General features: G+C 64.4%; 21 protein-coding genes and 3 tRNA genes. 11 read left to right on the forward strand and 13 right to left on the reverse strand.

Going from position 1 to position 18,029, the window contains the following annotated elements:
• Positions 1–132: 132 nt before the first annotated feature.
• From TBD_RS09990 to TBD_RS10000, 3 genes are read right to left on the reverse strand one after another with little or no spacing between them, the layout of a single operon-like run.
• Positions 133–468, reverse strand: a complete 336-nt coding sequence (locus tag TBD_RS09990) for a DUF2173 family protein (protein ID WP_011312504.1) — start codon at positions 466–468, stop codon at positions 133–135.
• 9 nt (positions 469–477) lie between these two features.
• Positions 478–816 (reverse strand): DUF2173 family protein, encoded by a 339-nt coding sequence (locus TBD_RS09995; protein ID WP_011312505.1) that lies wholly within the window; start codon positions 814–816, stop codon positions 478–480.
• A gap of 25 nt (positions 817–841) precedes the next feature.
• Entirely contained in the window at positions 842–1,246 is a 405-nt protein-coding gene (locus TBD_RS10000; RefSeq protein ID WP_011312506.1) for a DUF2173 family protein, read from the reverse strand.
• A 76-nt stretch (positions 1,247–1,322) separates the two neighbouring features.
• Between TBD_RS10000 and TBD_RS10005 the strand changes: the two genes are divergently transcribed.
• From TBD_RS10005 to TBD_RS10035, 7 genes are all read left to right on the forward strand, one after another.
• The gene (locus tag TBD_RS10005) at positions 1,323–1,760 is read left to right on the forward strand and encodes an RDD family protein (protein ID WP_011312507.1); all 438 of its coding nucleotides are present in this window, start codon (positions 1,323–1,325) and stop codon (positions 1,758–1,760) included.
• Positions 1,761–1,762: 2 nt separating this feature from the next.
• Positions 1,763–2,194 carry a DUF6231 family protein gene (locus TBD_RS10010; RefSeq protein ID WP_011312508.1) on the forward strand — a complete coding sequence of 144 codons (432 nt, stop codon included), beginning with the start codon at positions 1,763–1,765 and terminating at the stop codon, positions 2,192–2,194.
• 75 nt (positions 2,195–2,269) lie between these two features.
• A complete protein-coding gene (locus TBD_RS10015) occupies positions 2,270–2,689 on the forward strand; it encodes an SseB family protein (protein ID WP_041432679.1) in 420 nt (139 codons plus the stop codon).
• Between the two features lie 22 nt (positions 2,690–2,711).
• Positions 2,712–4,094: an FAD-binding oxidoreductase gene (locus TBD_RS10020; RefSeq protein ID WP_011312510.1), complete on the forward strand. Its 1,383-nt coding sequence runs from the start codon at positions 2,712–2,714 to the stop codon at positions 4,092–4,094.
• Positions 4,095–4,152: 58 nt separating this feature from the next.
• A tRNA-Ala gene (locus TBD_RS10025) sits at positions 4,153–4,228 on the forward strand.
• A 17-nt stretch (positions 4,229–4,245) separates the two neighbouring features.
• Entirely contained in the window at positions 4,246–4,431 is a 186-nt protein-coding gene (locus TBD_RS10030) for a hypothetical protein (RefSeq protein WP_041432681.1), read from the forward strand.
• Positions 4,432–4,459: 28 nt separating this feature from the next.
• A tRNA-Glu gene (locus tag TBD_RS10035) sits at positions 4,460–4,535 on the forward strand.
• Positions 4,536–4,667: 132 nt separating this feature from the next.
• Here the strand turns inward: TBD_RS10035 and TBD_RS14865 are convergent.
• Positions 4,668–6,005 carry a J domain-containing protein gene (locus TBD_RS14865; protein ID WP_202943204.1) on the reverse strand — a complete coding sequence of 446 codons (1,338 nt, stop codon included), beginning with the start codon at positions 6,003–6,005 and terminating at the stop codon, positions 4,668–4,670.
• A gap of 132 nt (positions 6,006–6,137) precedes the next feature.
• On the opposite strand from TBD_RS14865, the gene TBD_RS14870 reads away from it, so the two are divergent.
• Positions 6,138–6,773 carry a PEP-CTERM sorting domain-containing protein gene (locus TBD_RS14870; RefSeq protein WP_011312512.1) on the forward strand — a complete coding sequence of 212 codons (636 nt, stop codon included), beginning with the start codon at positions 6,138–6,140 and terminating at the stop codon, positions 6,771–6,773.
• On the opposite strand, the gene TBD_RS14875 is transcribed toward TBD_RS14870, so the two are convergent.
• The 6 genes from TBD_RS14875 to TBD_RS10065 all read right to left on the reverse strand — a co-directional run bounded on the left by TBD_RS14875 (position 6,766) and on the right by TBD_RS10065 (position 10,786).
• Positions 6,766–7,332, reverse strand: coding sequence for a hypothetical protein (locus TBD_RS14875; RefSeq protein ID WP_148203042.1), 567 nt, complete (start codon positions 7,330–7,332; stop codon positions 6,766–6,768). The genes TBD_RS14870 and TBD_RS14875 overlap by 8 nt on opposite strands.
• Positions 7,333–7,493: 161 nt before the next feature.
• Entirely contained in the window at positions 7,494–8,507 is a 1,014-nt protein-coding gene (locus tag TBD_RS10050) for a plasmid recombination protein (protein ID WP_011312514.1), read from the reverse strand.
• A complete protein-coding gene (locus TBD_RS10055) occupies positions 8,504–8,791 on the reverse strand; it encodes a helix-turn-helix domain-containing protein (protein WP_011312515.1) in 288 nt (95 codons plus the stop codon). The genes TBD_RS10050 and TBD_RS10055 overlap by 4 nt, the downstream gene beginning before the upstream one ends.
• A gap of 12 nt (positions 8,792–8,803) precedes the next feature.
• Positions 8,804–9,010 (reverse strand): helix-turn-helix transcriptional regulator, encoded by a 207-nt coding sequence (locus TBD_RS15260; protein ID WP_011312516.1) that lies wholly within the window; start codon positions 9,008–9,010, stop codon positions 8,804–8,806.
• A 289-nt stretch (positions 9,011–9,299) separates the two neighbouring features.
• Complete coding sequence (locus TBD_RS10060; RefSeq protein WP_041432683.1) at positions 9,300–10,529, reverse strand: tyrosine-type recombinase/integrase; 1,230 nt, start codon at positions 10,527–10,529, stop codon at positions 9,300–9,302.
• A gap of 181 nt (positions 10,530–10,710) precedes the next feature.
• Positions 10,711–10,786: transfer RNA gene (locus tag TBD_RS10065), tRNA-Arg, on the reverse strand.
• 82 nt (positions 10,787–10,868) lie between these two features.
• Between TBD_RS10065 and TBD_RS10070 the strand changes: the two genes are divergently transcribed.
• On the forward strand, positions 10,869–11,438 hold the full coding sequence (locus tag TBD_RS10070) for a peroxiredoxin (protein ID WP_011312518.1): 570 nt from the start codon (positions 10,869–10,871) through the stop codon (positions 11,436–11,438).
• A gap of 29 nt (positions 11,439–11,467) precedes the next feature.
• On the opposite strand, the gene TBD_RS10075 is transcribed toward TBD_RS10070, so the two are convergent.
• The 3 genes from TBD_RS10075 to TBD_RS10085 are packed head-to-tail and all read right to left on the reverse strand — an operon-like array spanning position 11,468 to position 16,520.
• Positions 11,468–12,061, reverse strand: a complete 594-nt coding sequence (locus TBD_RS10075; RefSeq protein WP_011312519.1) for a CDP-alcohol phosphatidyltransferase family protein — start codon at positions 12,059–12,061, stop codon at positions 11,468–11,470.
• 9 nt (positions 12,062–12,070) lie between these two features.
• Positions 12,071–15,898 (reverse strand): ATP-dependent RNA helicase HrpA, encoded by a 3,828-nt coding sequence (hrpA, locus tag TBD_RS10080; protein WP_011312520.1) that lies wholly within the window; start codon positions 15,896–15,898, stop codon positions 12,071–12,073.
• Entirely contained in the window at positions 15,870–16,520 is a 651-nt protein-coding gene (locus TBD_RS10085; protein WP_041433171.1) for an energy-coupling factor ABC transporter permease, read from the reverse strand. Before TBD_RS10085 ends, hrpA begins: the two co-directional genes overlap by 29 nt.
• A gap of 84 nt (positions 16,521–16,604) precedes the next feature.
• On the opposite strand from TBD_RS10085, the gene TBD_RS10090 reads away from it, so the two are divergent.
• The gene (locus TBD_RS10090) at positions 16,605–17,273 is read left to right on the forward strand and encodes a YecA family protein (RefSeq protein WP_011312522.1); all 669 of its coding nucleotides are present in this window, start codon (positions 16,605–16,607) and stop codon (positions 17,271–17,273) included.
• Between the two features lie 41 nt (positions 17,274–17,314).
• A complete protein-coding gene (locus tag TBD_RS10095) occupies positions 17,315–17,983 on the forward strand; it encodes an HAD family hydrolase (protein ID WP_011312523.1) in 669 nt (222 codons plus the stop codon).
• The last annotated feature ends 46 nt before the right edge of the window (positions 17,984–18,029 follow it).

The following is an 18,029-nucleotide window of genomic DNA, read 5'->3' on the forward strand; positions in this document are numbered from 1 at the left end:
GGGTAATCGTTTTGCCGCGTTTCGGTCAAGAAAACGCCTTCGCGTGGCGCGTTTCCAGCTGTGGGAATGGAAAAAAATGCTGGCGACGGCAAAAGACCCGGTCGGCGGGCTTTTTGCCGGGGACGCAGGCGGCTACTCGTGGGCCGCTTCGGCCAGCGCCTGCATGATCTGGTTCAACGACGCGTCGGCGTTTTCGACGAGACAGACGGTATTGCCCACGCTGCAGACCGTCGTCTCGGCGCCCCGCACGATCCAGCCCTGCGACGGAGACCAGCCGCGCATTTGCGAAAACAGCGACAAGAGATCGGTATTGCCCGAGACCATGCGCCGGTACCACTGCGCGAATTTCGCCAGCCGCGTCATCAGTTCGGGCGAGAGCTGGCCCTCGGCCTCCATCACCACGCCGTCGTCGCGAAAGCGGCACACGGTCATCACCCCGTCGAGCACCAGGATCTTCTTCAGCGACATGGAGCCTCCTCAGGCGACTTGCAGCGCGGCGAACGCGGCTTCGTAGTCGACGTCGCGGTTGCGTATGACCACGCCGCTATTGCCGTTCACGACGACCGACCATTCGAGGCCGACCACCGAAAAGCCTTTCAGCGGCTGAAAGCCGCTCTGTCCGGTGACCGCTTCCCAGCCGCGCGCCTCCATGCCGGCAATCGCGAGATTGGCGACACAGGAACGGCTCAACAGATCGAGCATCTGCGGAGTGATTTCGGTGCCTTCGCGCAGTTCGTGCGCCTGCAGGTCCCCGCGATCGCTGTAGGTGAATGCGGCGAGCGCACCCGGCAACTCCATCAGTTTTTGCAGATCCATACCCCTCCCTTGTTGATATCGGACTTCAGTACAGCGCTTCGCGCGCGTCGCCGCCGATCCGCGCGTAAAGATTCACGAGCAGATCGTCCTCGATGTCGCCGATCTTGGCGCGCATGATCGTCATCACGTCGTTGAGCAGATCGTGACGGTTTTCGATGAAGGCAAAATAGTTTCCGACGACGCAGACCGTGATCTCGGCGCCGCGCACGATCCAGCCCTGGACCGGGCGACAGCCGCAATTTTCGGCAAAGGAATCGAAGATCTCCGACTGCATGTTGACCGACAGCGTGTTGGCGCGGCAGAGAATCGACGCCATGCGTGCGAACTCGTCGGTCAGTGCGCCCTGGTAGGAGAAGCGATCACCGCGGTACGCGTATTCGCCGGCAGCGACCACCCCGGGAATGGCCATGAGCTGCTTTATGATGTGCATCGAGCCCCTCCGTTGTTCTGATTCGTGTGCGGCGCGGTGTGGCAAAGTGTCGCACCGGTTTCAATATAGAGCGACCATGCAAGACAACGCAACAACCTTCGTCCCCGCCTCCTTGCCGGTCCGCGTGGCTGCGATGATCTACGAATCCCTGCTCGTCATCGCGGTCTTTTTCGTCGCCTCGTTCATCGTTCTGCCGGTCGTCGGCGACCTCCACAGGGGCTGGCAGCGGCATCTGTTCCAGGCCTATCTCGTCGTCGTGCTGTTCGCGTATTTCGCCACGTTCTGGCTGCGCAGCGGACAGACGCTCGCGATGAAGACCTGGCGCATCCGCCTCGACGACCGCTCGGGCGGCAGGGTCTCGTTCCGCCAGGCCGTGCTTCGCTTCGCGCTCGCGCTCGCCGGCGCGCTGCTGGTCGGCGCGGGATACTGGTGGGCGCTGTTCGACCGCGAGCGCCAGTTCTTCCACGACCGGGTCGCCGGCACGCGCCTCGTCCGCGTGCCGCCGAAAACCTGAGCGTGAACTGGCCCGCGCACGTGGAAGCCCTGCTGCGTGAAGCAAAGCCCGCAAGCGTGTGCGCGCTCGATCCTGCCGCGCTCGAACTGGCCGCGGCCGCCCTGCCGGACCTGACGATCCAGCGCTACCACGAGTCTGAGCCGCCGCGCTGCGTCGTGGCACTCGGGGTCGACGCGCTGAACGGACTCGCCGCCAACGCGATCGAACAACTGATCGGCCGCATCCGCACCTATTCGGCGCAACGCCTGCTGCTGGTCGCCCATGCCGGGTGCGCGCTCGACGAGGCCGGATTCCGGGCGCTCGGCTTCGTCGTTTCGCTGGTCGACGTTGAGACCGGAACCCGCGTCTACGATTACGACATCGATACCTACAAGAGCGTCCCTGACTGGCTCAACGCGCGTTTCTGGGCGCATCCCGAACGCTGGGAACCCTGAGCCCTCGCGCCTGCCGGACTGGCAAGGCGCGTGGCTTACGTTACACTGCGCTTAACCCTGCAGAATTCCCCGACCATGAACTTCGTCCCGCATAACGCGCTTGAAGAACAGCTCGTCGCCGTCCACGTCGGCAAGCTCGATCCCGAATCCTTCGCACGGTCGCTCGCCGATCAGCAGCTGTTCATGCCCGTGCGCGACGAAAAGGATCAGATCCAGGGCTTCCAGCGCACGACTCAGGCCGAGCCGCTGATCATCGAGGACGACGACGGTGAACGCGTGCTCGTGGTCTTCACGAGCCCCGAACGCGCGAAGCCCATCGTCGAACACTTCCCCGACTTTTCCGGTGGCATCCTCACAGAGTTTTCCTGGCTGCTCCGGCGCATCGGCGGCGGCGTGCCGATCTCGATCAATCCCGGCTGGGACATCGGGATGGATTTCGACGCCGAGATGATCGGCCAGTTGATTCTGCAGCTCCCCCCGGAAAACCCGGCCTGACCCTTACGTCTTTGCTTCCGCCATGCTGTCCGACACCGCGCTTGCCGCCTTCCGTTCCGCGCTCGGGGGCGAGCGCGTATTCGACGACGCCGCGACGCGCGCGCTCTATGCGAGCGACGAGACCCCGCGCCGGGTAGACCCCGACGCCGTTCTGTTTCCCGGCTCGCACGACGACGTGGTCGCGCTCGTGCGCGTCGCAGTCGAGCACCGCGTCGCGATAACGCCGCGCGGCGCCGGCTCCGGCAACGTCGGCGGCGCGCTGCCCTCGCCGGGCAGCGTCGTCGTCAGCTTCGAGTGCATGCGCTGGGTGAAGGAATTCGACCCGGTCAATCGCCTCGTCGTCGTCGAGCCCGGCGTGGTCACGGAGGAGATCGATCGCCTCGCGCGCAGCGCCGGGCTCTTCTATCCGCCCGATCCCGGCAGCGCCGCCTACAGCCGCATCGGCGGCAACCTCGCGATGAACGCCGCCGGACCGCGCGCCGTCAAATACGGCGTCACGCGCGACTACGTGCTCGGCCTGCGCGCGGTGACCGGCACCGGCGAGGAAATCTGCACCGGCTGCCGCACCACGAAGGGTGTGACCGGCTACGACCTGACGCGTCTGCTCGTCGGCTCGGGCGGCACGCTCGCCCTCGTCACCGAAGCCACGCTCAAGCTGCTGCCAGCGCCCGAAGGCGTCGCGACGCTGCGCGTGTGCTTCGCGAGCAACCACGCCGCGCTCGAGGCGGTCAGCCGGGTGATGCGCCAGGCGGTGACACCGTGTGCGCTCGAATTCATGGACCAGCATGCGATCGACGCGATCCGCCCCACCGGCGCCGCGGACGATCTCCCGGACGGCACGCGCGCGCTCCTGATGGTCGAGGCCGACGGCCGGGCGGACGACCTCCCCCGCCAGATCGAAGCGCTCGAGCATGCCCTCGCCGGCGACGGCATGCTCGAAATGCGCAGCGGTTTCGACCGCGACGCGATCGCTCAGCTCTGGGCAGCGCGGCGTTCGCTCTCGCATGCGGTCAAACGCATCGCCCCGCTCAAGCTCAACGAGGACGTCGTCGTGCCGGTGTCGGCTCTCGCCGACTTCGTCGATTTCATCGATCACGTCGCCGGCGCGCAACGCTTGCCGATCGTATCCTTCGGCCACGCCGGCAACGGCAACCTGCACGTCAACGTGATGGTCGATCCTGACGACGGGGACGCGCTCGCGCGCGCCCACCTCGCCCTCGAATCGATCATGCTGCGCGTGATCGCACTCGGTGGCACGCTCTCGGGCGAGCACGGAATCGGCACCGAGAAGCGCAAGTTCGTGCCGCTCGAAATCGCGCCCGCGACGCTCGAGTTGATGCGCGCCATCAAGCGTCAGTTCGATCCGCACGGTCTGCTCAACCCCGGCAAGCTTTTTCCCGATTGATAATTGCCGCAAACGCTTTACAAGCGCGCAAGGCATCTATAGAATGCGCGGCTTCGTTGGGGGTATAGCTCAGCTGGGAGAGCGCTTGCATGGCATGCAAGAGGTCAGCGGTTCGATCCCGCTTACCTCCACCAACTTGACAGGAAGTACCGTGCATACGCTTGGCGTCATCACCACGTTAATGGGGTTGATACTGAGCATCGTCGGACTGATCGTCGGGTTCTGGAAGATGACGAATGGCGGTGAGCAGGCGCAATTCTGGCTGGCACTGGTACCATTGGGCTTCGTCGGTTTACTGCTCGGCGTCGCCCTGACTCAGCTCTTCAGGAAGCAGTAAAAAGTTGGCGGTTCATTCCGTCGTCCGGGTCCCCATCGTCTAGAGGCCTAGGACATCGCCCTTTCACGGCGGTAACCGGGGTTCGAATCCCCGTGGGGACGCCACCTCCATGCGTGAGGTGCATCCAGGTCATCCGACCTCGGCACAAAACACCATCGAAAAAACATAGCGGCCTGCGCCGCTATTGTTCATTTCCGTCGCTCGCGCTGCGCGATGCGACACACCAGGGACGACTTTCAGTTTCGTTCGGCTTCCGAAGACGCGATGTCTTCGCCCGCGTGCAGGGTGACCTTGACGTTCGTGGGACGCGCAGCGCCGTCCGCTTCCTCCTCGCGAAGGTCGAACACGCGGCCGAGCGCGTGCCAGTCGCAGTTCGATTTCCTCGCGCGATACAGCACCTTGTACTTGCCGTGGCCGAGTTGTTCGGCGGTGAAACTGGAATTCGCCCTGACCTGGAAGCTTCGCGCGAAGGTCGGATTGCCGACGTCGACGAGCTTGACCAGAACGTCCTCGTCGACATGCATGTTGTCCACCGTGAATGTCGAGCGCCCGCTCACGTTCATCGCCGGCTGGCCGGGAAGATAGCCGCTGTAGGACTCTTTCGGGAAGGGGTCACCTTCCGACGCGGCACAGGCGGCGGGCTTCTCCTTGCCGGGAGAACGGTCAGCCTTCGCGTCGGGCTTGTCGGACGCGGACGCGGGCGCGGTTTCCGGAGACGGGGTTTCCACGCCTGCCTCTTCGGCCGCAAGCGTTGCGCCGCGTGCGTCCTTCGCTTCAAGGGGGGGCGGCAGCGCCGGGCCCGGGGCCGGGTCGGCAATCGCCAGTGTCACCTCCTCTTCCGGCTCTGGGCGGGCGGACTCGGCAGCCGGGCCGGGCACGATGGCCGGGCTTTCGTACGCCGGCGCGTTGCCCATCGCAAGTGCCGACACCGGGGGCGGCGCGTTCGAGGCGACGGTCGTGCGATCCTCCCGCACGTGAGCCGCCCACTGCGCCTCCATCGCGTCCTCCTTCTCCTGCGCCTTTGCAAGAATTCCCCCGACCAGGGCGGAAATTACAAAAACGCCGCCGAAGGCTAGCAGAAGCGCGCCGCGCGTACCGAGCCGGGTACGCACTAGGATCGGGAGCACGAACGCGAGGCGTGGACTGTCTTCTTCAGGCTCGGAGATTGGCGGCTCGTCGCCCGCATCGTCCGGCGCGTCGAGCGACGCGTCGTACTCGGCCCGGCGCACCGGATCCATCAGCACGTCATAGGACTGATTCAACAGCGTCATGACGCGCGCGGCTTCGCTGTCGCCCGGATTCTTGTCCGGATGGTATTTCTGGCTGAGCGCCTTGTAGGCCGCGCGTATCACTTCGGGCGGCGCATCGCGGGAAACGGCAAGGCGTTCGTAATGGGTGTAGGTTGCGTCCATGTCCTGCATGACGGGCAAAAACCGGGCCAGTTCGCTTGACTCGCGGCCCACGTCCGGCCATTCGGCATCGGGCCTGCGCGCGCGATCTCTGTCGGAGGCTGTGTCAAGTGTACGCTTGGGGACGGAATGGCGCCCGGAGACGAATCGAACATAACGCCACAAGCCTTTCTATCGCTTGTTATGTGATTTGCGGATTACTCAACTACCGCCACAACTACCGCCACCCCATAGCCGTTGTCGCTCCGTCTTCCAATCATTTGCATGTAAGCTCTCGCCTTAAAAGGGGAGAGAATAATGCTTGTCAGAGCAACACAAATTACTGTGGCAGTAATGTTATCTGGGGCGTGTCTCTTGGCAGACGCGGCAACCCTCGTTGACACAGGGTCACCCGAGCTAACTCAAAACGGCGCGATTTCTGTAATAAATTACCCCTACGCGCACCAGTCAGTAGGCGCCGGCTTCTCTCTGTCAGGCTCATATAACATCACGGACATCGCTAGTTATTTCTGGATTGGCAATCCAGGAACGCTGACGCTGTCTCTCTACAGCGAACGCTCAGGTTTGCCGGGGGATCAACTCTTCTCAAACGAGTTTTCTATTGACGGCAGCCCCTCCATCAAAGGCTGGTTTGGTCTAAGTGGCTTAAATTGGTTTGTTGCGTCGGGGAATTACTGGGTGACCTACGAAATCCGGGGTACCCAGACGTTCAATGGAGCGCTTGAATTTCCCCCCCCGTTTCCCACGAAAATGGCTGTGAGGAATGATTACTACACCGACTGGACTTCCCACCCGAGCGGTTTTGGTTTGATTGTTGAGGGCACGCCCGCCAGCGTCCCAGAACCCCATTCCTTCATAATGTTTTTAGCGGGATTGAGCTTGCTCGGTGGCATGGTGCGAGGCCGCAAGCAAGTATCGGCCTGGTTTAGATAAGAACGCCCAATCGCCCCAACAAGGAAGCGGCCTGAGTCTCGAACACTTCATCCCTCCGCATTTCCAGTTCCCATATCTGATTACGCAGGCGATCAAAGGTCTTCTGGTGCATCCCCTTGGGCCGCTCCCAACCGTTCCACTCATCAGCGCCCTCAGCCAACTTGCGTTCAAGCTTGCGCTGCCTGCGCCATAACCGCGCCATTTCATCGTCGCATTGGCTGAGGTAGGTAACACGAACGCAGCGACGACACGCATAGCGCCCGCCAGGTGCGCCGTAATAGACCAAGGCGCAGCGCCGCCCGCATGAAGGGCACAGAAACCACGGACGGGAACCGCCGTAATTGCATGGCGAGTGCGCTATCCATAGCGAGCATTCAACATGGCGCGGCTCGCCGTTATAGGGCGTCCACTGGTAAGCAAGGATAACTCGCTCGGGATCACCAGCAACACGCACGCCCACGCTGCCGATTTTCTCCCCGTAGTTATTTGACCATTGCCATGAAAAAGCCCCCCGCCGCAGCAGCCCTTTCTTGGCGATCTGCCGCACGTCGAATGCCAACGACTGTTCGGCCTTTCGCTTCCATCCCGGACGGCCTGCGCCGTATCTCATGCCGCCAGTACCCATTATTCAGCCCTCACAGAATACGAAATCATTAGGAAGAAAATCTGGATACCGAACTCGAACCGGCTCGAAATCCGCGCCATTAAAGGGCTTCCACTTCATCCAAGCTGTGTTTGTCGAGTGGGCACTGCCGGCAGTCGGTACTCCCCGCGCTCACTATCCCAGTACGCCGAAGGAACATCGTCGTGGCAACGGGTAAACTCTTCGCTGCTAGTCTCCTCAGGATGACTTTCAGGGTCGGGCAAAGGTGACGGCTTTCTAGCGAACCCTACACAGGATAGGGATCGACGTTTTTTGGGTGACACCTCCGCAAACCCTATAGGCTTGGAATCGCGACCAAGCCCTATAGGCTTCTCAGGTTTGCAAGGCTTGGTCATGATTCCGACAAACGTTTGTCGCTCCATTTCCCGCAGCGGCATCGGCAAACTCAATGCCGTGAGCATGGGCGCAGGATTAGGCTTCAGAAGATCCAGCAAGGCGTTTTCGACTTCTGGCCGCAACAACATCTCCGGGCTGCTCTGGAGCGCCGTCATAATCAACGAGGCGGCTTTATTCCTTGTCGCCGGATTCAAACGCTTCTGCACTTTCGGACGGGTCAGCCCGTACCCGCGTCCCACCTGTTCGAAGAAACTCGTTTGCATAGCGTGTAGGCGGGTTCTGTTGCCCACGAGGTCGCTTCCGGCCATACGCCCGTCAACCAGCGGCAGCAGCAATACATGGAAATGCGGCGCAGCTTCGTCGAGGTGAATCACAGCGGACAAGACCGGCACGGAGAAGAAACCCTGCACCCAAGCCAGCGACTCGGAAAAAAAGGACTCGGGGTCGATGGTCGATGACGACGGCAGGCTGACGATTATTTCAACGCCGCGAACCGCGTCGCGTCGCAGCCGTGCTACCCCGGCGCTGTGCATCAGCCGTTCCGCCTCGGCCGCAACATCGTCAGCACGGTCCGGCCCAGCTACGACCCGATTAAGGCCAATACGGGTGTGGTCGATATGGCTTCCTGCCCCCAACTCGGCCTGAAGCTCTCGTAGGTTGTGTTTCGAAGCGACGCGAACAATATCCCTGCCCACCAATTTCTTGAGGCGCAGATATTGCCGGTCTGAGCTCATGGCGCCACCTTCATCAACACATAGCGGGCAACGCGATGCCTACGCCCGCACTCGGTCGGCGCATTCGTCCATATCGTTACAATCTCGAAGCCCCTCGCGCTCAGCTCGAACACGCGGGCGGCCGACATCAGAATATCGAGATCGCCTCTCGCTTCAATGGTCGTTACCGAGCGTCGAGCTTCAAACGCTGCGAGCAAGCGCATGCTTTGTGAGTGGGCTGAATTGTCGTTGTGGTCGGGTTGGGTGTTTTGGGCTGCCTGCGGGTGGCCTTTCTCTTTTTCCATCAGCGCCTCCGCTCAGCCTGCTAGGCTGGCAAGCGCCGCCCGGACTTCGCCGACGTTCCAACGGGTTGTACCTTTACCCAATTTGCGCGGGGCAGGCAGTCTCCCCGCCTTTGCCCAACGCCAAACAGTGACTTGCGAAACTCCAAGCCATGCCGCCAGTGAGCGCACCGCAACGAAGCCGCAGTCCGGCATGGCGTCTAGATTCTGGATACCGTTCATTTTCTGGTCTCAAATGAAAAAACCGCCCGAAGGCGGCTGGTTGCTAAAGACGAAAAAAAACCGCCCGAAGGCGGCTTGCTTGGTGCTTGGTGTGAACGAAGAAAACCCGAGCTCGGGAGCGTACTGGGCTTTGAGCCACAACCTACGAGTAATGATGCGGTCAGCGGACGCGAAAAAACCGGCTTATGGCCGGTTTGCGGTTTTTCTGGATTTCAAAAGGACGCAATGGCCCCTACCCCGAACCATAAAGCACATTTCACCGACTTTCAACCCTGTTCACGCAAAAACATTAAGCCGTCCGAGGCAGCAGGATAATTTCCGCCCCGGTTTCCAGCGCGTCGCAAGTGTCCGCCCACGCCTGCATCATATTGCGTCGCTCGGGCAGATGCTCGGATCTCGCGTAGGCGGCTACAGTGCTATCCGTCTCCTTGTGGTCTAGCTGGCGTTCCATCGCCTCGCGGCTCCATCCCTGCTCACTCAGGATCGAGCGCGCCGAGGCCCGAAACCCATGCACGCACTGGCGCCCTTGATACCCCATCTTGTTCAGCATCTTGCCGACGGTGTTCTCGGATATGACTTCCGCGTCGCCGTAGCCTTTCACCTTGGGAAACAGGTAGGGCGAATGCCCGGTGAGGTTCTTCAATTCGGTTAACAGCGCGAGCGCCTGCTGCGACAGGGGCACGGTATGGGCTGGCAAGGCCTTGCCGGTCTTCATGCGCTTGGCCGGGACTTTCCATTCCTTGGCCTGCCAGTCGATTTCTTCCCACTTGGCGTAACGAAATTCCTGGGCGCGAACAAACGTCAACAACGCGAAATAAGCCGCGTGGCGGGTGACGGCATCGTAGCCGGTGGCCTCTCTCAGATCGCGCAGGAAGGCGCCAAAGCCGCGCCGATCGGTGATGGCCGGCCGGTGATTGACCTCGGGCTTATGCAGGGCGCCTAGAAGGTGCGCCGCGGGGTTGTCTTCCGCCCTGCCGGTCGCCACGCCATAGCGGAATATCTGCCCGCACACTTCGCGTAGACGGACGGCAGTGTAGGCAATGCCGCGATTCTCCACTTTGCGTAGCATCGCCAGCAATTGCGAAGCCTTCACGCTGGCGATGGGCAGGTGTCCCATCTCAGGAAAGACATAGGCCTCGAGCTGCGCCATGGTCTTGTCCGCGGTCGATTGCGTCCACTTCCGCTTGAGTTTCATCGCGTGCCATTCCCGTGCCACGGCCTCGAACGAGTTGGCTTGCGCTGCCTGGTTGGCGCGCTTGGTTTCCTTGCGCTGCTCGCCGGGGTCCGTGCCATCGGCCAGCATCGCCCGCGCGTCGTCGCGTTTCTGGCGGGCGCGGGCAAGGCTCACGTCGGAGTACACCCCCAGCGCCAGCGTCTTGCGCTTGCCTAGAAAGCGGTAATCCATACGCCAGTACTTCCCGGCCTGGTTCACCAGCAAGTACAGTCCCTTTTCGTCGGCCATCTTGTAGGGCTTGTCGCCCGGCTTGGCCTTCTTGACGGCGGTATCGGTCAGCGCCACGGCGCGCTCCTTTCGTGTGACGGTATGTGACTTTTGACAGTCCCGCATACCGTATGAACTACCGTCAGTCTGACGGTGTTTCGATGCTACGCCGTGAAATGAAATGACACAACAGAAAAGGCGATAGTCGCTTATTTTCTTGGGTTTTCTTGACCGGGTGATACTGGATGAAATGCTTGGATGGCGCCCCGGAGACGAGTCGAACGTCCGACCTACCCCTTAGGAGGGGGTTGCTCTATCCACTGAGCTACCGGGGCGTGGCGCGCATTCTACCGAATCCCGCATCGATCGCCGAACGCGCGCGACCCCACGCGCTATGATGCGCGCGGAGGACGGAACATGCTGACGCTGACACTGGGACTGCTCGCCGGACTGTTGCTGCTCGCAAGTGCGGTGATGTGGATGAGGCGTCCGCGCGGGCAGGCGGTCGAGGGCGGCGCGGCCCCAGACTTTGCGCTGCGCGACCAAAACGGCCTGACGCGAAGCCTCGGCGACTACGCGGGGCGCTGGCTCGTACTTTACTTCTACCCACGCGACGACACGCCGCACTGCACGCGCGAGGCATGCGCGTTTCGGGACGCGCGGGCGACGCTCGAAGAACGCGGCGCCTCCGTGCTCGGAATCAGCGTCGACACCTCCGCTCGCCACGCCGACTTCGCGCGCAAACACGATCTGACGTTTCCGCTGCTCGCAGACACCGAGGGCGGGATCGCCCGCGCCTACGGCAGTGCGCTCGATCTCGGATTCACCCGGCTGGCACGGCGCAAGACCTTCATCATCGCGCCGGACGGGCGCATCGCGGCCCGCTTCGATGCGGTCGACGTCGCCACGCACGCCGACGAGGTGACGCGGACCCTCGACGCGCTGCGGCGCGCCTGGTCGTACCCCACGGCACCACCAGCGCGTTGAATCAACCAAGGCGGGCAGCCTTGAGTGGGTTACGGTTCCAGGCCCTCGCTGCCGGCCTTGAAGACGGCATCCTGCCGCTCGCGCCTCGCCCGGCCGCCCCATATCCAGACGTATTGCACGCCCGAGGCGACGGCGATTCCGAATACGGCCGCGAATAGCGGCGTTTGCCAGGCGCCGAGCGCGAGCAGGTCGGCACGCGTGCCCAGCACGAGCGCAAGCATCGCGAACGCGACGAACATGTGCGCCTTGCCGAGCCAGGTCGGATGGATGTCGAGGTGACCCGCGAGGCCGCGATAGCACAGCGCGCCGAGGACGATCACGCTGTCGCGCAGCAGGATCGCGACGGCCACCCAGACGGGGATCGCGCCGGCCTGCGTCAGCAGCACGAGCGTCACCAGGCCCAGCGCCTTGTCGGCGACACTATCGAGCGCCGCGCCGAGCGGCGTCGTCTGCTCGAGCCAGCGTGCGAGCAGGCCGTCGATCGCGTCGGAGACAGCCGCCGCGAGAAACAGCAGGCAGGCTGCGAACCAGTGCTGTTGCAGAATCAGCCAGGCGACGAGCGGCACGGCCGCCAGGCGCAGCAGGCTGATGCTGTTCGGCAGATTCAAAACGCGCGTCTCCACGCGCCTACCCTACTGATCGAGCGGCTGCCTGGCAAGCGTGTCCCAGACCTTGTCGAGCCGCTTGACCGAGACCGGGTACGGCGTCTTCAGCTCCTGCGCGAACAGCGAGACCCGCAGTTCCTCGAGTTGCCAGCGGAAATCGTCGAGCGCGGCGGGAAGCTCGCCGCGTACCTGCGCCCGTCGTGCCTGATATTTATTCTGCAGCGTCAGCACGCCGGCCATGGCGCGCGCGTCGCGCTGCTCGGCCGCCGGCAGCTTCTCCAAGCGCTTGAGGATGCCGCGCAGGTACCGCGGCAGGTCTTTCAGCCGCGGCCACGGCGTGGCGGTGATGAAATCGGACGGAACCAGCGCCGCGAGGTGGGCCGTCTCATCGCGCATCACCGCCGTGAACTGCGGCTTGGCCGCGAGGCGCGCCGCCACCTGCGCGTGCAGGTCGAGGATCTCCGCGACGTCGCGCAGTAGGGCCTGCTTCACGACGGCGACACGCGGCTTGGCGCGCTCCTTCTGCCTGGCGAAAGCCTTTGCGTCGCGCGGCGTCTCGTCGTCGCCGAGCAGCGCGCGGGCGGCGATCGCGTCGAGCAAGTGCGCGCGCAGGGTTTCGGGACTGCCGAGCGTGCGGAATTTCAACGCGAGCGCCGTCTCGCGCCCAAGGTCCTTGTCGAGCTGCTTGAACTGCGCGGCGAGCGCGAGTCGCAGCAGGCGGATCACGCCGCGTCGCGTCTCGCCCCGCGCCGCCTCGGCCGTGTCGATGAGACGCAGGTCGACGCTCGTGCCGGTGTCGACGAGCGCGGGATAGCCGGTCAGCTCGCGGCCGCCGCGCTTGAATTTGACTTGCTCCGGCAGGTCGCCGAAATCCCATTCGAGCAGCCCGGTACGCTCGAACTCGCTGTCGGCGGCCCCGCCCCCGTAGGTGATGCGCGCAGCGCCGCCGAGCTGCTGACGCAGCGCGCCAAGGTCGCGGCCGCTCGCGAGTTCCTGTCCGCTGTCGTCGACGACGCAGAGGTTCATTTTGAGGTGGGCGGGCAATTCGCCGCGCCAGTCGTCGGGATGGATGTCGGCGCCGGTTTTTTTGCGAACGAAGGCGGCCAGCGCCTCGGTCAGCACCCGCTCGCCGGGCTGCGCGCTCGACAGAAACGCCGTGACCGTATCGGGCAGTGGAATCAGCGGCCGGCGCTTGTCCTTGGGCAGGAACTTGAGCAGCGCGGTCAATTTCTCGCGGATCAGGCCGGGAACGAGCCAGTCGATCTGCGGCGCTTCGATCCGGTTGAGCAGATACAGCGGCACGCGCAGCGTGACGCCGTCGAGCGGGTGACCCGGCTCGAAGCGGTATTTGAGCGCGCACATCACGCCATCGACCTGCATCGACTCCGGGAAGAGCGTGTGATCGGCGCCGAGCCCCTCGCCGAGGATGTCCTCGCGGCGCAGAAACAGGGTGCGGGGGTCGGCGGCCTCCGCCTCGGCCCGCCACTTCTCGAACGCCACGCCATTGTGGATGCCGGCCGGAACGCGCGCGTCGAAGATGCCGTAAATGCGGGCCTCGTCGAGCCAGACACCGGATTTTCTGGCCTTGTGCTCGAGGTCCTCGATTTCCTGGATCAGCGCGCGGTTGTGTGCGAACCACGGCGCGCGCGTGTCGTAATCGCCGGCGACAAGCGCACCGCGGATGAAGAGTTCACGCGCAAGCTCGGGATCGATCGGGCCGTAGTGGATCTTGCGCCGCGGCACGAGCGTGATGCCGTAGAGGCTCACGCGCTCCCAGGCGACGACGCGCGCGCCGTCCTTCTCCCAGTGCGGCTCGATGTACATGCGCGTGAGCAGGTGGCGGCCCGCGCCCTCGATCCACTCGGGACGGACCTCGGCGACGGTGCGCGCGAGCAGGCGGCCGGTGTCGGTGAGCTCGGCGGCCATGATCCATTTCGGGCCCTTCTTCGCCAGCGCCGAGCCGGGGTGGATCGAGAGCTTGATGCCGCGGGCGCCCAGGTAGTTGCCTTCACCGGGCTTCGGCCGCCCCGCGCCGGTCTTTGCGCGGCCGTCGTCGGATTTGAAACCGATATTGCCGAGCAGGCCGCTCAGCAGCGCCTGATGGATCGCGTCGTAGCCGGCGTCCTTCTCGTTCTCGCGCAGCCCCAGCTCGGCGACCTGCGCGTGCAACTGCCCATGGATGTCGCGCCACTCACGCATGCGCCGTGGCGACAGGAAATGATCCTGCAACAGCGTCTGCAGCTGGCGGTTGGTCTTCTTGTGCTGCACCTGCTCCTCGTACCAGCGCCACAGCCTGAGCCAGCCCATGAAGTCGGAACGCTCGTCCTGGAAAAGCTTGTGCTTCTCGTCGGCCGCCTGCGCGCGCTCCATCGGGCGGTCGCGCGGGTCCTGCACCGAGAGCGCGCTCGCGATGATCAGGATTTCGCGCACGCAGCGCTGCTGCTCGGCGGCCAGCAGCATGCGCGCGATGCGCGGGTCGAGCGGCAGCTTCGCGAGCTGCCGGCCGATCTTCGTCAATTGCCCCTGCTCGTCGAGTGCGTGAAGCTCGCCGAGCAATTGATAGCCGTCGGTCACGAGCCGGCTGCTCGGCGGGTCGATGAAGGGAAAGCCGACGACGTCGCCGAGGCCGAGCGACTTCATGCGCAGGATGACGCCGGCGAGCGAGGAACGCAGCAGTTCGGGGTCGGTGAAGCGTGGCCGGTTAGAAAAATCCGCCTCGTCGTAAAGCCGGATGCACACCCCGTCGGCGACGCGGCCGCAGCGTCCCGCGCGCTGGTTGGCCGACGCCTGCGACACCTTCTCGATCAATAGCTGCTCGACCTTGTTGCGCGCCGAATAGCGCTTGACTCGCGCCGTGCCGGGGTCGATCACATAGCGGATGCCGGGAACGGTCAGCGAGGTTTCGGCGACGTTGGTCGCGAGCACGATGCGCCGCAGCGCCGACGTCGGCTTGAAGATCGCGTCCTGTTCGGCGACCGACAGGCGCGAGAACAGCGGCAGGATTTCGGTTCCGGGCGGGTGATGCTTACGCAGCGCCTCGGCGGTGTCGCGGATTTCGCGCTCACCCGGCAGGAAAACGAGGATGTCGCCGGGCCCGAGCCGCGCCAGTTCGTCGGTCGCGTCGAGGATGGCGGCGATCTGGTCGGGGCCGTCCTTGTACGTCCGGCCGGGCTTTTCCGCCTCGCGCTTGTTCCCGGGCGCGCCCGCCTCGTCGTCGCGCGCGATCGGACGCCAGCGGATTTCGACCGGATAGAGCCGTCCCGACACTTCGATCACAGGCGCGTCGTCGAAGTGCTTCGAGAAGCGTTCGGCGTCGATCGTCGCCGAGGTGACGAGTACGCGCAGATCGGCGCGCTTGTCGAGCAGGGTCTTGAGGTAGCCGAGCAGAAAGTCGATGTTGAGGCTGCGCTCGTGCGCCTCGTCGAGGATGATCGTGTCGTAGCGCGAGAGCAGTGGGTCGCCCTGGCTTTCCGCGAGCAGGATGCCGTCGGTCATGACCTTGATTGCGGTATCCGGACGCACCTTGTCGCTGAAACGCACCTTGTAGCCGACCAGCCCGCCGAGTTCGCTGCCGAGTTCCTGGGCGATGCGCGCCGCGACCGAGCGCGCGGCGATGCGCCGCGGCTGGGTGCAGCCGATCAGCTTGCCGGGCGGAATACCCGCCTCGAGGCACATCTTGGGAATCTGCGTCGTCTTGCCCGAGCCGGTTTCGCCGCAGAGGATCAGCACGCGGTGGCGCTCGAGCGCGGCGAGGATGTCGTCGCGCCGCGCGGCGACGGGCAGGTCAGGGTAGGTGATCCGCAGGCCGGGCGACGTGCCGGCGGGTTTATTTGTCGCGGAGATACTTGAGGTCATCGAAGGTTTCCAGCCACTGCGGGCGGTAGACCGCCATCACCGTGACGGCCATGCCCGTCGAGAAGGCCTCGGCCCAACTCAGCAGCAGGCTCGCGTAAGGCGTGTAGTGCGAGAGCAGGTAGTCGAGCGTGTAGGCGCCGGACCAGGCGACGACCGCCGTCGTCGCCAGCCCGATCGCGGCGACCGCCAGGGCGGCGCCGAAGAAGCCGTTTCCCAGCACGTAGACGAAGAAATGCTTCGGCAGATAGCGCTCGAGGGCGCCGAGGACGCCCCAGCTCAGGCCCGCGGGCAGCGCGGCCAGAAGCAGCGCGTCGGCCCCGAGCCCGGCCCAACTGCCGCGTCCGAACGCAGCATTGGCGACTAGGATCAGCACGCCGGCAACGGTCGCCCGCCAGAAGCCGAACATCAGCGTCAGCGCGCTGATGCCATAGAGGTGAAAGCTGAGTCCGGGCCGCACGCCGGTGCGAATCTGCCACAATGCCAGTATGGTTACCGTTGCCCCGAGAAACAGGTTCAGCCGGGCCGGTTCCGCGAGGCGACGCCAGTCTCCGGACATCATCCAGCGCCAGGCGAGGACCGCCAATCCGATCCAGCCGACGAGGCGAAATGATTCCGGAAGCAACGATGCCGTAAGATCCGGCGCGGTAAAATCCATGCCCGGATTTTACGCGATGGCCCGGCTGCTTTTCCTACCACGAGCCCACACATGCCCACACCGAACACCCCCCCTGCGCCGCTGAGCGATGCGGAGGTCGACGAGCTGGCCGACCTCATCGACCTTCTCGACGAGCGTACCGACGTGCCGATCTCGCTCGAAGGCGTGGACGGCTTCATCACGGCGCTCGCCTGCAGCCCGCGCGCGATCCCGGACACCGAATACCTTCCGGTGCTGCTCGACCGCGACGAGGGACTCGCGAGCGTGTACGAGAACGAGGCCGACGAGCGGCGTTTTCTCGCGCTGTTCGCCCGGCGGCGCGACGAGGTCGCCCGCGCACTTGCCGCGCCGATCGAGAACCTTGCCGACCCGCGCGCGCTTTCGCCGCTGGTCATGGACTGGGAAGCGCTGCTCGCCGACCTCCCCAAGGACGAGGCTACACGGCTGCGTGCCGCCGGGGTCCCGCCCTACGCCCAGATGTGGGCCGCAGGCTTTCTGCTCGCGGTCGAGCACTGGGAAGACGACTGGACGCTGCCCGGCGGCAGCAAGGACGAGGCCTTCGTCGACGAGGTGCTCGACCCGTTCTACATCCTGGCTGCACCGCTCGAGGAACTCAGCGCCGAGGAGCGCGACACGCGCCGCGAGGACCACCTCGCGCTCGCCGTCTGGGGCGCCTACGAATTGCGCGAGTTCTGGCGCGACCGCGGACAGGGCGCCTGAACCACGTCGTCCCGTACCCCGAATCTTGTAACCTACCGCTGATGAAACTCGTCCTTTTCGACCTCGACAACACGCTGCTCGCCGGCGATTCCGATTATGAGTGGGGGCAGTTCCTGATCGCCAAGGGGGCTGTCGACGGCCCCGATTACGAGGCCAAGAACAAGGCGTTCTACGAGGCCTACAAGGCGGGCGGCCTCGATATTTACGCCTTCCTCGCTTTCGCCCTGCACCCGCTCGCCACCCACCCGCGCGCGCAGCTCGACGCCTGGCGTGCCGAATATATCGAGACGCGCGTGCGAACGATGATTCCGCAGGCAGCCCGCGATCTCGTGCGCAGACACCTGGACGAAGCCGATCTCGTCGCCGTCATCACCGCGACCAACAGTTTCATCACCGCACCGATCGCGCAGGAGCTCGGGGTCGAGCACCTGATCGCGACCGAGCCCGAGCAGGTCGATGGCCGCTTCACCGGCAAGGTCGCCGGCACGCCGTGCTTTCGCGAAGGCAAGATCGTCCGCCTCGGGCAATTCCTCGAGGCGCATGACACCCGCCTGGACGACCTCGACACGAGCTGGTTCTACAGCGATTCGCACAACGACCTGCCGCTGCTGGAAAAAGTCCGGTACCCAGTCGCTGTCGACCCCGACCCCCTGTTACGCGCCCGCGCGCTGGAACGGGCGTGGCCGGTGATCTCGTTGCGGCAGCCGTAACCGGCTCCGTGCCCGCGGGGCGCGCCTGCGCCCGGGCTGATACTTG

The organism is Thiobacillus denitrificans ATCC 25259 (assembly GCF_000012745.1).
Classification (GTDB): Bacteria; Pseudomonadota; Gammaproteobacteria; order Burkholderiales; family Thiobacillaceae; genus Thiobacillus; species Thiobacillus denitrificans_B.